The sequence below is a fragment of the Roseibium sp. M-1 genome, from assembly GCF_054515675.1.
This window is the reverse complement of sequence record NZ_CM137257.1, coordinates 1,296,204-1,309,594: the sequence shown is the minus strand read 5'-3', so window position 1 is coordinate 1,309,594 and position 13,391 is coordinate 1,296,204. Positions and strand designations below refer to the sequence as shown.

The 13,391-nt window shown below is 60.9% G+C and carries 12 protein-coding genes; 7 read left to right on the top strand and 5 right to left on the bottom strand.

Annotation, left to right across the window (positions count from 1 at the left end; genetic code table 11):
* Positions 1 to 48: 48 nt before the first annotated feature.
* Entirely contained in the window at positions 49 to 1,221 is a 1,173-nt protein-coding gene (locus tag ACX3M4_RS06000) for a hypothetical protein (RefSeq protein ID WP_459357679.1), read from the bottom strand.
* Between the two features lie 169 nt (positions 1,222 to 1,390).
* Positions 1,391 to 2,290 (bottom strand): sugar kinase, encoded by a 900-nt coding sequence (locus ACX3M4_RS05995; RefSeq protein ID WP_459357678.1) that lies wholly within the window; start codon positions 2,288 to 2,290, stop codon positions 1,391 to 1,393.
* A gap of 419 nt (positions 2,291 to 2,709) precedes the next feature.
* Here ACX3M4_RS05995 and ACX3M4_RS05990 point away from each other — a divergent pair, with 419 nt between their 5' ends.
* The 4 genes from ACX3M4_RS05990 (at position 2,710) to ACX3M4_RS05975 (ending at position 9,325) form a co-directional block, all read left to right on the top strand.
* A complete protein-coding gene (locus ACX3M4_RS05990) occupies positions 2,710 to 4,323 on the top strand; it encodes an EAL domain-containing protein (RefSeq protein ID WP_459357677.1) in 1,614 nt (537 codons plus the stop codon).
* Positions 4,324 to 4,525: 202 nt separating this feature from the next.
* The gene (locus ACX3M4_RS05985; protein WP_459357676.1) at positions 4,526 to 5,071 is read left to right on the top strand and encodes a TetR/AcrR family transcriptional regulator; all 546 of its coding nucleotides are present in this window, start codon (positions 4,526 to 4,528) and stop codon (positions 5,069 to 5,071) included.
* Positions 5,072 to 5,090: 19 nt separating this feature from the next.
* Positions 5,091 to 6,185: an efflux RND transporter periplasmic adaptor subunit gene (locus ACX3M4_RS05980; protein ID WP_459357675.1), complete on the top strand. Its 1,095-nt coding sequence runs from the start codon at positions 5,091 to 5,093 to the stop codon at positions 6,183 to 6,185.
* Positions 6,186 to 6,214: 29 nt separating this feature from the next.
* The gene (locus tag ACX3M4_RS05975) at positions 6,215 to 9,325 is read left to right on the top strand and encodes an efflux RND transporter permease subunit (protein ID WP_459357674.1); all 3,111 of its coding nucleotides are present in this window, start codon (positions 6,215 to 6,217) and stop codon (positions 9,323 to 9,325) included.
* Between the two features lie 63 nt (positions 9,326 to 9,388).
* On the opposite strand, the gene ACX3M4_RS05970 is transcribed toward ACX3M4_RS05975, so the two are convergent.
* The 3 genes from ACX3M4_RS05970 to ACX3M4_RS05960 all read right to left on the bottom strand — a co-directional run bounded on the left by ACX3M4_RS05970 (position 9,389) and on the right by ACX3M4_RS05960 (position 10,810).
* A complete protein-coding gene (locus ACX3M4_RS05970) occupies positions 9,389 to 10,216 on the bottom strand; it encodes a bifunctional allantoicase/(S)-ureidoglycine aminohydrolase (protein ID WP_459357673.1) in 828 nt (275 codons plus the stop codon).
* A 176-nt stretch (positions 10,217 to 10,392) separates the two neighbouring features.
* Complete coding sequence (locus tag ACX3M4_RS05965; protein WP_459357672.1) at positions 10,393 to 10,596, bottom strand: hypothetical protein; 204 nt, start codon at positions 10,594 to 10,596, stop codon at positions 10,393 to 10,395.
* Positions 10,597 to 10,624: 28 nt separating this feature from the next.
* A complete protein-coding gene (locus ACX3M4_RS05960) occupies positions 10,625 to 10,810 on the bottom strand; it encodes a YdcH family protein (RefSeq protein WP_459357671.1) in 186 nt (61 codons plus the stop codon).
* A 124-nt stretch (positions 10,811 to 10,934) separates the two neighbouring features.
* On the opposite strand from ACX3M4_RS05960, the gene ACX3M4_RS05955 reads away from it, so the two are divergent.
* The 3 genes from ACX3M4_RS05955 (at position 10,935) to ACX3M4_RS05945 (ending at position 13,296) form a co-directional block, all read left to right on the top strand.
* On the top strand, positions 10,935 to 11,864 hold the full coding sequence (locus tag ACX3M4_RS05955) for a LysR substrate-binding domain-containing protein (protein ID WP_459357670.1): 930 nt from the start codon (positions 10,935 to 10,937) through the stop codon (positions 11,862 to 11,864).
* Between the two features lie 92 nt (positions 11,865 to 11,956).
* Positions 11,957 to 12,277, top strand: coding sequence for an antibiotic biosynthesis monooxygenase family protein (locus ACX3M4_RS05950; RefSeq protein WP_459357669.1), 321 nt, complete (start codon positions 11,957 to 11,959; stop codon positions 12,275 to 12,277).
* 164 nt (positions 12,278 to 12,441) lie between these two features.
* Positions 12,442 to 13,296 (top strand): GNAT family N-acetyltransferase, encoded by an 855-nt coding sequence (locus ACX3M4_RS05945; RefSeq protein WP_459357668.1) that lies wholly within the window; start codon positions 12,442 to 12,444, stop codon positions 13,294 to 13,296.
* Positions 13,297 to 13,391 lie beyond the last annotated feature (95 nt).

The following is a 13,391-nucleotide window of genomic DNA, read 5'->3' as shown; positions in this document are numbered from 1 at the left end:
AAAAAAGCCCGGACGGCGCGTCCGGGCTTATTGGTTTCCAAGACTGCTTTACTGGTTGGCAGTGATGCCGACCGAAAGTATCTGCGGGATCATCTGCGGTGCGAACATGGCCGTACCCATGATCTGCGACAGCGGAACGGGTGCACCCGGCGCAGCCTTCACTTCCAGCGAACCCGGTGTGTTGAGGAACTCCGTCACCGCTTGGGCAACCTGTCCTTCCAGCTCCTTGTTCTGCAACATGCCGAGCATCATCGGCATCATTCCGGTCAGGCCGGCGACATACTCCGGGGTCGCGACCCCGGCCTTCTGGGCTTCCTGGTCGAGAATGCGACCGGTCAGCGATGCATCGTCCAGCCGGATGATCGCGTTGTCGATGGTGACGTTCTGCACGATCGCCATGGCTTCTTCAGGCTTGCGGGACGTGTCGTTGAGCTGGGTGATGACGTCGCGGGTCACACCGCCGAGCGAAAGCGATACGCTGAGGCTTGCCGCCTGCTTGGCATCGATCTTCAGATCCGGAATGACGAGCGTTGCTGCTTCCGGGTCCCATTTGCCGGAGCCGGCCAGGTCGACTGTCAGCGTCTCGTAGCCGAGTTCGGTCAGCGATTTGCTTTCCTCGGTCTGCAACTGCTTGACGTCAACCGTCGCTCCGGTCACGGAAAACTGTCCTGCAGTCGGCAGGTCGCCGTCCATCGCATCGATGGAAGAGGCGATCCGGGCAATGTCGGCCACTTTGCCGTCTTCATTGCGGATCTCGATGCTGCTCGCCTCGAAGGTCTTGTAGCCCGGGCCGACCGGCGGTGTGTCGGCGTTCAGTTCATCCGTAGAGGGCAGCAGCACGTCGGTCACCGTCAGGTTGGCGAGGGACATGCCGCCGTCATCGGCGGTGAGTTCCAGGTTCTGCAGGCCGAGGTTGGACAGTTTCAGCCGGCCGTCGCCCTGAAGCTCGCCGTCGGTCAGGGTGGTGGTGGCAATGGTGACCTTGCTGTCGTCGTCACCTTCCTTGGTGAGGACGATGTCGCTGATCGTGACGGTGTTGCCCGATCCGTCGATCGCTCCATAGCCTTCTACGGTGCCGTCCTTTGCGTCGAGAAGCGACAGGAAGGCGTCGGCAACTTCGTTTCCTGTCGGATCGAAGGCAAGGGCCGGGCTGGCTTGAAGGGCAATCAGGCTGATGGCGGCAGCAAAGCCGGCGGCAAGCCGCGGTGAACAGTAAGACATCATTGAAACTCTCCACAACAAAGAGGTGGGCCACTGTGCGGCATGAGCCGGTGCGTGGCAAGGTGAAAGCCGGGCAAGCTTTAGCCGGTCCGTGGATATGAAATATGTTCTGCGTCACAGTTTTTCCGGCTTTACCCGGAAATCTCAGGTCCGGTTGAGGCGGTCGGCCTCAGGCCGCAATTTTCTCCGGGAAGCTTGTAGAGGCACGCTCGACATCCTCAAGCGACGGCAGGCTGGCCTCATTGCCCAGATGCTGGATGGCATGGGTGGACGCGCCGCGGGCGAAGTGGAAATGCTGGTCCCAGCTGCGTTCCGGCCACCGGAGGTAAGACGCCATATAGGCCCCGTGGAATACATCGCCGGCACCATTGGAATCGACCACTTTATCAAGTGGTACCGCGAGCGCCGGCAGCACCTTGTCGGGACCTCCCGCCTCGTACCACACCATGCCGTGTTCTCCGAGCGTGACCGCACCGACAGGACAGTTCCTGGCCCTGAGGTAGGCAAGGGTCTCACCGATCGATTTGCCGAGCTGCTGGCAGAAGCGTTCGGAAACAACCGCGATGTCGATGTGATTGAGCAACTCGTCGGTATTCTCGCGCACCGCGCCGCCGTCAAGCGACGTCAGCACGCCGAGGTTCTTGCAGGTGGCGGCATAATGCAGCGCCGCATCCGGCATGTGCCCGTCCAGATGCAAGGCTTTCATTCCGGTCAATGTCAGGGGCGGGAAGGGGTGCAGGAAGTCATTGTCACGGCAACGCACGATCGCCCGTTTGCCGCCTTTGGGCATGATGAAGGAAAGCGAGCTTTCACGCACCTTGCGGCCGTGCACGGAAATGCCATAGGCAGACGCCATGTCCAGGAACATGCGGGCAAGCCAGTCATCCGCCTGGGAGCACAGAAGGTCCGGCTTGCACCCAAGCTTGGCGCAGCAGAAGGCCGCCGTGACCGCATTGCCGCCGAAACTGATGGCGTAATCCTGGGCGATGGCTTTCTCGTCCCCGGTTGGCATTTGATCGGCCAAAAAGGTTACGTCGATATAGGCTTGCCCGATAAACAAGGCCTGCATGGAAACCTCCCATGTTCCGGTAATTCATTGCCAAATCTGCCGGATCAGCGGACGCCAACCGGAAACCGTTGAGCGTCCAAAAGCTGATCCATCCTAAAGTGGTCGTGCGTCTTGTGTACGTTCTCCCGAAGGCACGATGCTCTAGCATGCGCTCCCGCGCCCTGCTTTGATCTGGATGAAACATTCTCTCCCAAATGCGCACGGCAGGCCTCCTTCCACCTCCTCAAGCCGACGGGTTTCCAGCAAGGCCCAAATCCAGACGTTCCGTTGCCGTTCGTCGCGTCATTTCAATCATATGATCGGACTTCAAGTGCCAAATCTTCAGTCCTTGTTTACCGAGATCGACGAAGGTCACAAAGGATATTATTCACGAACAGGCTCGCATTTTGACGTTCCGGTATTCTGGCTTTGTGAAAACTGTGCTGATCGCACTTGTGCTGGCGGTCACTCCCTTGTTCGTGATCAATATCATCCTCAATCAATATGCCGAGCGCCGTGCCGTCACCGAAATGAAAGCCATGGGCAATGTGGCGATCCATCGGGCGGAAGAAGCCATCACGACCACTGTCAGTCTGCTGCAGCGGCTTGACCGGGATGATGTTCAGACCTGTGACGCTCAGGACCGGGTCATTTACGAAAAGCAGATCGTCGAAAACGGCATGATCGATGCGATCGGCCTTGCGGATGCCGCCGGTCAGCGCATGTGCATCATTCCGGATCGGGAGCTGGCGGGCAAGGTGATCCTGCCACCGCTGAGGGACGATGGGCCGCTTGTGGGCATCGGCATGCTGGACCGGAATTATCTCGGGGCCCGCGCGGCCGTCATCAGCTGGGACCTCAAGGACCGGACACGTATCTTCGCTGAAGTCACGCCTGCGGTGATTGCCATGGATCCGGGGCCTGAATATCTGCGCGCCTACCGGCGGGCGGAACTTCGTCTCGGCAACAATCTTCTCTGGTACAGCGTCGGTGGTTACAATTCCGAGGCAAGCGATCCGGAAGATCTCCTGTCCGTCGAGGTGAACTCCGAACAATATCCGCTGGTCGCGACGGTCACGGCGCCGGCTTCCGCTGCAACCCAGGTGGTGCAGGATCTCAAGGTCGTGGCCGCTGCCGCCTGTGGCGGCATTGCGCTTTTGTTTGTTGCGATCGGTGTCTGGCTGTCCTGGCGGCCGGAGCGCGAGGCCGACGACGAGTTCATCGCGGCTATCCGCAATGGTGAGTTCATTCCCTACTATCAGCCGGTCATGGACATCGAAAGCGGCCGCCTGCGGGGCTGCGAAGTGCTCATGCGCTGGCGCCGCCCGAACGGCATGATCGTCTCGCCGGGCCAGTTCATGGCCTATGCGGAAAACAACGGCCATATCTTCGACATGACGCGGCACATGATGCGCGTTTCCTCGGAGGAAATCGGCGAGCTTTACGGCGACAACCCGGATCTGAAACTGTCCATCAACCTCTTCGCCGGCCATTTCCTCGATCGGGAAATCATTGCCGATATCCGCTCGATCTTCGAGAAATCCCGAATTTCCTTCCAGCAGATCGTGGTGGAAGTCACCGAACGCCATCCGCTGGAAGATATGGAACTGGCCCGCAAGATCATCGCCGAACTGCAGGCGCTTGGCGTGCGCGTGGCGTTGGACGATGTCGGAACAGGTCATGGCGGCATGGCCTATCTGCAGAAGCTCGGTGTCGACATCATCAAGATCGACAAGATGTTCATCGACACGATCGGCTCGGATGACAATTCCACCACCATCGTCGATTCCATGGTGGAACTCGCCGACAATCTCGGCATGGGCATCATCGCCGAAGGCGTCGAACTGGAAGAGCAGATCGAACGTCTGCTGGAACTCGGCGTGACCGCCGCCCAGGGTTATATATTCGCCGCTCCCATGCCGGCCGACGAGTTTATCGAGTTCGCCGCACGGACCGAGGAAGAGGCACGCGAACGGGCGCGTCTTGCAGCCGAAGCCGCGGCAGCAGAACAGGCCGCGAACGAATCTGCCATGCGCCGCAACGCTGCAGCCTGAGTACTCCCGCTCTGAAAGCCATCCCTTTGATGCATTGTGCCGTGAGCCTCTGTCGGGAATCCGACGGCTGCGCCTGCGCGTATGCAATCGCGTCAGTCAAAAACGTGCTTGGGACCCGCTGAAATCTTCTCTTGTCTGTACCGGCTGGACGGTATAAATAGCGCGACTGAACAGACCGGACGGTATGGAACAGGCGGGGCCAATGGCAAGATCCTCGGCAGGAACAAAGTCGGACATCTTGAACGCCGCCCTTGAGGTTGTCCGCAGCCGCGGCGCACAGGGTCTGACCATTGACGCTGTCGCCGAGGAGAGCGGGTTTTCCAAGGGAGGCGTCCTCTACAATTTTCCCACCAAAGATGCGTTGATCACCGGAATGGTGGAATTTCTGGCGCGACAGTTCGAGGAAGAAGTCGCAGCCGCCCGCACGCGCAATCTCACCTCGGAAAGTCCGACCCTCAGCGCCATGATCGACGTGACGGAAGGTTGGTTGCACGACCGGCGCGACCTTGCCCAGGCGATGCTGGCCACAAAGGCCGACCAGCCGGATCTCAGTGAACCTTTCCTTGGCGTGAAAGGCCGGCTGAAGGCCGCCATCGAGACGGAAACGAGCGACCGGGGCAAAGCCTGGGCGATCTGGGCCTGCCTTGAAGGTCTGCATTTTTCAGAAGCCCATTGCGTGGCGATTTTTAGCCAAGACGAACGCGCGGCGGTCTTCCAGGACCTCCGCAAGCGGCTCAACCAAATCTAGAACTGGAACGGAAGACCAGATGTTGGCACTTCGCAAAGCCTCGTTCGGCCGCTGGGCGGCCTTGATTCTGACGGCAGGACTGCTGGCCGCATGCCAGGACGACGCGGTCGACCCGGTCAAGGAGGCAGAAGCCAAGCTCCATGCCGCGCCCCGGCCGGCCAAGATATTCAAGGTCACCGACCAGATCGGCCTCCTGGAACGCCGCTTTGCCGGCCGCGTCGCCGCAGTCAAGACCGTCGACCTGTCCTTCCAGGTTCCCGGAAAGCTGGTCAAGTTGCCGGTTCTGGAAAGCCAGCAGGTTAAGGAGGGCGACTTGATCGCCAGCCTCGATACGGCCGACTACGACCGCGCCGTACGTGAAGCCACCATCAATGCCGACCAGGCCAAGCGGGAACTGGACCGGCTGGAAACCCTGCGTGACCGTTCGGTGATCTCCCAATCCGCCTATGACGAGCAGGAGAACAAACACGACCTGGCTCTGGAGGCCTTGAAGGAGGCCAGGCAGAACCTCGGCTACACGACATTGACGGCTCCCTTCGACGGCATTGTCTCGGACCGGCTGGTCGACAGCTTCACCACCGTCAGCGTCGGCACACCGGTGGTGCGCATGCATGACGTTTCTGAGGTTCAGGTCGATATCAACGTCGCAGAAGCCCTGTTCGGGCGGGTGACTGAGTCCGAGGTTGCCTCGATCGAGGCACGCTTTCCTGCCTATGGCGACAAGATGTTTCCGCTGCAGTATCGCGAACATTCCAGCCAGGTCGACGCTGTCGCACAGACTTATCGCATCACCCTGGCAATGCCCCGGAGTGGAGCCGAACAGCTTTCGCCCGGCATGACGGCCTCCGTCATCGTCAAGTTCCTGCCGGAGGGGTTGGAACTCGGCGAGCAGTTCCTCGTGCCCACCAGCGCAGTCGCCGTTGACGGCAATGGCGACTCCTATGTCTGGAAATTCGCGGACGACACCGGTGCCGTGTCGAAGCAACCGGTCGAAATCGGCACGGTGATGGGTGATTACCTCCCGGTGCGTTCCGGCCTGACAGCGGGTGACGAGATCGTTTCCGCCGGCGTCGCCTACCTGAGCGACGGTCAGATCGTCCGTCGTCTGAACTGATTCCGAACCAGAAGAAAGGATCGGAAGCCGTGGATATTGCACGCTATTCCATTCAAAAACCGGTCAACACCTGGATGATCGTGATCATGGCGCTGCTCGGCGGGCTCTGGGGCCTGACGACGGTCGGCAGGCTCGAAGATCCGGCCTTCACCATCAAGCAGGCCCAGGTGATCACCAGCTATGCGGGCGCGACCGCGGCGGAGGTCGAGAACGAGGTGACCGAAAACCTCGAGACCGCCATCCAGCAGATGCCGCAACTCGACATCATCACCTCCGTTTCAGAGCCCGGCCTGTCGCGTATCTCGGTCGAGATCAAGCCCACCTATGACGGCACGGAACTGCCGCAGGTCTGGGACGAATTGCGCCGCAAGGTCAATGACGAGCAGCGAAACCTTCCGTCAGGTGCGGGAACGCCGCTGGTCTATGACGATTTCGGCGACGTCTACGGTCTTTTCTACGCTTTCACCGCCGATGGCTACACCAACCGCGACATCCGCGACACGGTCAAGCGTATCCGCCGCGAGCTCTTGACCGTGACCGGCGTCGGCAAGGTCGAGGTTGCCGGTGAACCGCAGGACGTCATCTACCTCAATATCGATCAGGACAAGATGGCCGGTCTCGGCATCTCCTTCACCGATATCATCAGCGTTCTGGACGCGGAGAACCGGATCCAGACCAATGGCTCCGGCGTTTCAGGCCAGAAGCGCATCCGGCTGATGACCGCGTCCGCATTCGATGACTACAGCGGTATCCAGGATCTCGTCATCGGCCGTCCGGGTTCGACGGCGATGATCCGTCTCTCCGACATTGCCACGCTGGAACTGGGTGAACCGGAGCGGCCTGACCGGTTGATCCGGCACGATGGTCACGAGGCGGTCACCATCGGCGTTTCCCAGGTCGACGGCACCAATATCGTCGAGGTCGGTGGCCGGGTGGTCGAAAAACTTGCGGAGATCGAGGCGCAACTGCCCGTCGGCATGCAGATCCACCCGATCTACGAGCAGAACGTGGTGGTGGACGAAAGCGTCAACGGCTTCATCCTGAACCTGGCTGCCTCCGTCGTCATCGTGATCGGTGTTCTGGCGCTCTTCATGGGCTGGCGGGCCGCGATCGTGGTCGGCACGGTGCTGCTGCTGACGGTGATGGCGACCGTTCTCTTCATGCGCATCTTCGCCATCGAGATGGAGCGCATCTCGCTTGGTGCGCTGATCATCGCCATGGGCATGCTGGTGGACAACGCCATCGTGGTCGCCGAAGGCATGATGATCTACATGCAGCGCGGCCAGAAGGCGATCGACGCCGCAAGCCGCATCGTCAAGCAGACCATGTGGCCACTGCTCGGGGCGACCGTCATCGGCATCATGGCCTTTTCCGGTATCGGTCTCTCGCCTGACGCGACAGGAGAGTTCCTGTTCTCGCTCTTTGCCGTGATCGGCATCTCGCTGCTGCTGTCCTGGGTCTTTGCCATCACGGTGACGCCGCTCTTCGGCAAGTATTTCTTCAGGACCGCGACCGGAGATCTCGCAGATCACGATCCCTACAAAGGCATTCTCTATCGCTCCTATCGCGGACTTCTGGTGGGCACGCTGCATGTCCGCCTTATCACGGTGGCGGTCCTGATCGGCGTCACGGTCGCCTGCGTCATCGCCTTCGGCAACGTCAAGCAGGCCTTCTTCCCGGATTCGAACACCCCGATCTTCTACGTGCATTACTGGTCGCCTCAAGGCACCGATATCCGGGCGACCGAGGCGGACCTGAAGGAAATGGAAGCGGTGGTCCTTGCCGATGACCGGGTTGAGACGGTCACGGCCTTTGCCGGCGGCGGGGCGACCCGCTTCATGCTGACCTATGCGCCGGAAGACGCAAATCCCGCCTATGGTCACATGATCATCCGCACAAGGAGCCGCGACGACATCGACATGCTGGCGCTGGATCTGCGCCGCACCTTCGCGGATCGCTTCCCGGCCGCACAGATCATCACCAAGAGGCTTGTTTTCGGCCCCGGCGGCGGTGCGAAGATCGAAGCGCGTTTCTCCGGTCCCGACGCGGATGTGCTCAAGCGTCTCGGCAATGAGGCAAAGGCAATCTTCGATCTGCCGGACAACAGGCTCGCGGACGTGAACACCAACTGGCGCCAGCGCGAGTTGGTTGTGCGGCCGATCTTCGACGAGGACCGGGCCCGTATTTCAGGCGTCACCCGCGAGGAGCTCTCGGTCTCGCTGCAATTTGCAACGGAAGGCGTGCGCGTCGGCTCCTACCGGGACGTCGACGACAGTATCCCGATCGTTGCCCGGCGCTTGGGTCAGGACGGTATTTCGGTCAACGAAAGCGTTGCGGATTCGCTCGTCTGGAGCAGCAATCAGCGCCGTTATGTGCCGGTGGACCAGGTGGTGCGGGACTTCGTCATGGAGCCGCAGGACACGTTGATCCATCGCCGCGACAGGGTGCGCACGCTGACCGTGAAGGCCGAGACGACGGCCGGCGAGACCGCTTCGGCGGCGCTTGCCCGGGTGCGGCCGCAGATCGAGGCAATCGAGTTGCCGGCCGGCTACGCGCTGGAGTGGGGCGGCGAATACGAGAGCACCAACGATGCGCAGGCGTCACTCGGTGCCCAGCTGCCGCTCGGCTTCCTGGTGATGCTGATCATCTCGATCCTGCTGTTCGGCTCGGTGCGCCAGCCGTTGATCATCTGGCTGATGGTGCCGATGTCGATCAACGGTGTTGCCATTGCACTGCTCGCCACCGACACGCCCTTCGGCTTCATGTCGCTGCTCGGCTTCCTGTCGCTCTCCGGCATGCTGATCAAGAACGCCATCGTGCTTCTGGAAGAGATCGATCATCTGATCGGCGAGGGCAGGGACAAGTATGAAGCCATTGTCGAGGCCAGCGTTTCGCGTATGCGGCCGGTGATGCTGGCGGCGATCACCACCATCCTGGGCATGGCGCCGCTTCTGTCTGATGCCTTTTTCCGTGGCATGGCGGTGACGATCATGGGCGGCCTGGCCTTCGCCACCGTCCTCACCCTAATCGCCGCACCGGTGCTCTATGCCCTGTTCTTCCGGGTCCGCCCGCCGAAGAAAGCCAAGGTGAAGGAAGAACCGGCCACGGCAGTCAAAGCCGTTCCGTCACCAGCAGAATGAGCCTCACGCAGGTAAAGTGAGAAAGGCGGCCTTGGCCGCCTTTTTTCGTCAGTTCCTCCGACGTCATCCACGCTTCAGTTTCATATGCCGGTTGACGTCCTTGTAGAGAAGATACCGGAACTTGCCCGGCCCGCCGGCGTAACAGGCCTGCGGGCAGAAGGCGCGCAGCCACATGTAGTCGCCGGCCTCGACCTCGACCCAGTCCTGGTTCAGCCGGTAGACGGCCTTGCCTTCCAGCACATAAAGCCCGTGCTCCATCACATGGGTCTCGGCAAAGGGGATCACGGCTCCCGGCTGGAAGGTGACGATATTGACATGCATGTCGTGGCGAAGGTCCTCGGGGTCCACGAACCGGCTTGTCGCCCATTTGCCGTCTGTGCCCGGCATTTCTCTTGGGGCAACAAGTGTCTCGTTGGTGACAAAAGGCTCCGGCCGCGCCAGACCGTCGACCGGCTCATAGGCCTTGCGCACCCAGTGGAAACGCACCGGGCCGCTGCTTTCGTTCTTCAAGGTCCAACGGCAGCCGGCGGGCAGATAGGCATAGCCACCTGTCTCCATCAGGTGAAGGTTGCCCTCGATCACGAGCGTCATGCTGCCCTCGACGACAAAGAGGACGCCCTCGGCCTCCGGATCGGCTTCCGGCTGCATGCTGCCACCACCCGGTTGGACCTCCATGATGTATTGCGAAAACGTCTCGGCGAAACCGGACAGTGGCCGGGACAGCACCCAGAGGCGCGTCTTCTCCCAGAAGGGCAGGTAACTGGTGACGATGTCGCGCATCGTGCCCTTGGGGATCACCGCATAGGCCTCGGTAAAGACGGCGCGGTCGCTCAAGAGCTGGGTTTGCGGCGGATGGCCGCCTTCGGGCGAATAATAGGGCGATGAGGACATGGACGGTTCCGCTGCACTGTTTTGCTCCGGAGTTTACGTAGGGCGCCGAATGCAAGGCAACAAAAAAGCCCGCCCGCGAGGCCTGCGGGCGGGCGGTCCAGCTGGACGGCTGGCGTGGCCGGACGGCGGAAGTCCGGATAGGCCGAAAAAGAGCCGGTCTGGTTGGGCGATGAGCTCTATCGCTTGCCGGCCATCTCGCGCTGGACGTTGGACCTGGCGGCCTTGATGTTGTCCAGCACCTTCGGGCAGGTGGTGCGGCACGATTGTTTTTCCGCCAGGAACGAGGACATGCGTGCGTTCAGGTCCTCAAGGCGGCTCTGTCTCGACAGGGGCGGGGTCGAGACCGGCAGCAGGGTGCGGAAGGGCCAGAACGGTGTCATCGGTGTCTCCCTTGAGTGATGTCGTTGGTCAGTAGGCAAGCCGGCCGGAGCGCAGGCCGGTTTCGATGCGGTTCATCTCGTCACGCAGCCGCAGCTTGAACTTCTTCAGTGAGCGGATGTGCTGCCTGTCCGGATAGGGATGCATTTCCTCCCGCTGGATCAGGGTATCGAGCGTCGTGTGCTGGCTCCGCAGAGATTTCAGTCTGTTGTACATCGCCTGCCTCCTTGTGCATTCGGCTGTGTCGGTGACAACCGAGATATGGCAACGACAAGAGAATAGAAGAAATTCATTGTTTCGATTATGATGATAGTGAAAAACTATTAGTTAGGTCTTTTCGATGCGCCATCGGCCTCCTCCCCGGCAACTGGACTATTTCATCGCCCTTGCCGAAACCCTGCATTTCGGCCAGGCCGCGGCCAGGTGCCATGTGTCCCAACCGACTTTATCGGTACAGTTCAAGCTGTTGGAGGAGCTGTTGGGCACGGCGCTGCTGGAACGGGGCAGTGGCGGCGTCAGCCTGACGGCAGCGGGGGAGCGCCTGTTGCCGCTGGCGCGTCAGGCGCTGGAAAATCTCGACGAAATCGTGACGGCGGCCAAGGCCGGCCGAGACAATCTCGGTGGATTGATCCGCATGGGTGTCTCACCCACGTTCGGGCCCTATTTCATGCCCTATCTGCTGCCGATTCTGAAAACGGAATTCCCGCTGCTGGAACTCTACATCCGCGAAGACAGGCCCAACCACCTTGAAGAGGGCCTGACCGCCGGGACGCTTGATTGCATTCTGACCCCGGACATCACGCCCTCGGATCAGTGGACCGCACGGCAAGTATGCCGCGAGAGCGTCTCGCTGGCGGTGCCGAGATCGCACCCGCTGGCTGGGCTTGATGTGATCCCGGTCGATCTGCTGCGCGGCGAGAAGCTTCTCGCGCTCGGTCAGGGCTTCCGCCTGCACAACGACGTCCAGGCCCTGGCGCGCGCAGCCGGCGCGGATTTCCGCCAGGATTACGAAGGCACGAGCCTTGACGCCCTGCGCCAGATGGCCTCGATCGGCATGGGCCTCGCCCTTTTCCCGGCTGCTTACATTGCCTCCGAATTCCGCAAGGAGCCTGATCTGCTTCTGAAACGGGTCGAAGGCGTGCCCATGCGGCGCGTGCTTTACCTCGTCTGGCGCCGCGGCAGCTCACGGACGGCCCATTTCGACAAGCTTCTGTCGCTGGCACGCGAAGCCGTTGCCGGAATGAATGTGGAGGGGATTGAGGCTGACTGAAAAGCACAGCAGCATTGCCCACGTAACCTCCCCATATTGCCGGTCTTTCAAAAACGTGCCAGCCTCGGTGCAAACGGCCGAGGAGGAGAGCCATGCCCGAGATTTCAAGTGATCGCGATTGCCAGACCGTCATCACAACCTTCGAGATGACACCGGGCACCTGCTTCGACCTTCTGGACGAATTGAAGGATGCCTATGAGAATTTCATCCGCCATCAACCCGGTTTCATCGGCGCAGGCCTGCATGTGAACGACGCGCAGACGCGGATCGCGAATTATTCGCAGTGGCGGCGGCGGGAAGACTTCCTGGCGATGTTGCGAACAAACGAGATGCGCGAACGGAACCGGCGCATCGCCTTGCTGTGCAAGAGCTTCGAGCCCGTGATGTATGACGTTGCGGAGGCATTCGACTAGGGCCAGAGGCATTCGAGAGAACGCGCAAGATGATCTGACCTATCAGGAATGATCTGCCGGCAGCCTTGCCGGCGTCGGATGGAGAGGGGGCTCTGCCGTCTCTTGCCGCCTCACCGTGATAGTTTGCAAGCGTCCCACTGTTTGCAGGTCCTTCGGAAATTGAGATGACCTATCGATTTACAGATTGCGCTCCTTTAAGCGTAAAGCAGCTCTGTGCTGCGCTGAATTTGGCCTTTTCGGACTATGTGACGCCGCTGCATCTGACGGAGGCGGGCTTTATCGACTTTCAGCGCCAGCGCGGCTTCTCGCCGGAGCATTCCTTCGTGGCCTTTGACGGTGACGACATCGCGGGCTTCTGGTTTTCAAGCCCGCCAAACCCGGACTATGGCAACCGTGCCTATACGCTCTCTGTCGGCAGCGCCCCCGCGCACCGCCGCAAAGGCCTGTCGCGGCAGCTGCTGCAGAAGGTCGTGGAAAGACAGCGTGCCTCTCGAGCGTCGGGACTTCAGCTCGAGGTGATCACCACCAACGACAAGGCAGTTGCCGCTTATGAAGCCGCCGGCTTCCGGCGCAGCCGCACGCTTGGTGTTTTCCGGCTTGGCATTGAGGGCGCGATTGCAGCCGGCCCGACCGACTGGATCGTGGAGCCGGTCGGTCTTGAAGACCTGCCGGACGACGAGCGCCTCTACGTCGATACGCTACCAACTCCGCAGAACAGCCGTGCGGCGCTTAAAGGACTGAGCCCGGATATTCACCTCCTGGCTGTCCGGCAGGCAGGAGAACTTCTGGGCTGGGGGGCTTGTTATTCGGACGGCGCGGTCGCGCAGATCGCGGTGCGGCAAGATCGCCGCAGGCAGGGGATAGGCCGCGCTTTGCTGCTGGCCCTGAGCGAAACGGCCGGCATCGATGATCTGCGCTTCGTCAACGTGGACACAACGGCAGCAACGGCGAACGCGTTTCTGCAGAAGCTGGGAGCCGAGGAACTGTTGCGGCAACATGAGATGCAGCTCGTATTCTGAAGCGACGCTTTATCGGAGAAGACAGGTGGTGCCGCCTGGAGCGTCTTAAGATCGATCAGCTTTTGGACGCTCAACCGAGTCCGGTTCTGCGTCCG

What these genes read in the sequence shown, in the direction of transcription:
- ACX3M4_RS05980 (WP_459357675.1), top strand. Translation starts at nt 5,091, where the DNA reads ATGTTGGCACTTCGCAAAGCCTCGTTCGGCCGCTGGGCGGCCTTGATT.
- ACX3M4_RS05970 (WP_459357673.1), bottom strand. Translation starts at nt 10,216, where the DNA reads ATGTCCTCATCGCCCTATTATTCGCCCGAAGGCGGCCATCCGCCGCAA.
- ACX3M4_RS05955 (WP_459357670.1), top strand. Translation starts at nt 10,935, where the DNA reads ATGCGCCATCGGCCTCCTCCCCGGCAACTGGACTATTTCATCGCCCTT.
- ACX3M4_RS05965 (WP_459357672.1), bottom strand. Translation starts at nt 10,596, where the DNA reads ATGACACCGTTCTGGCCCTTCCGCACCCTGCTGCCGGTCTCGACCCCG.
- ACX3M4_RS05985 (WP_459357676.1), top strand. Translation starts at nt 4,526, where the DNA reads ATGGCAAGATCCTCGGCAGGAACAAAGTCGGACATCTTGAACGCCGCC.
- ACX3M4_RS05950 (WP_459357669.1), top strand. Translation starts at nt 11,957, where the DNA reads ATGCCCGAGATTTCAAGTGATCGCGATTGCCAGACCGTCATCACAACC.
- ACX3M4_RS05960 (WP_459357671.1), bottom strand. Translation starts at nt 10,810, where the DNA reads ATGTACAACAGACTGAAATCTCTGCGGAGCCAGCACACGACGCTCGAT.
- ACX3M4_RS05995 (WP_459357678.1), bottom strand. Translation starts at nt 2,290, where the DNA reads ATGCAGGCCTTGTTTATCGGGCAAGCCTATATCGACGTAACCTTTTTG.
- ACX3M4_RS05945 (WP_459357668.1), top strand. Translation starts at nt 12,442, where the DNA reads ATGACCTATCGATTTACAGATTGCGCTCCTTTAAGCGTAAAGCAGCTC.
- ACX3M4_RS06000 (WP_459357679.1), bottom strand. Translation starts at nt 1,221, where the DNA reads ATGTCTTACTGTTCACCGCGGCTTGCCGCCGGCTTTGCTGCCGCCATC.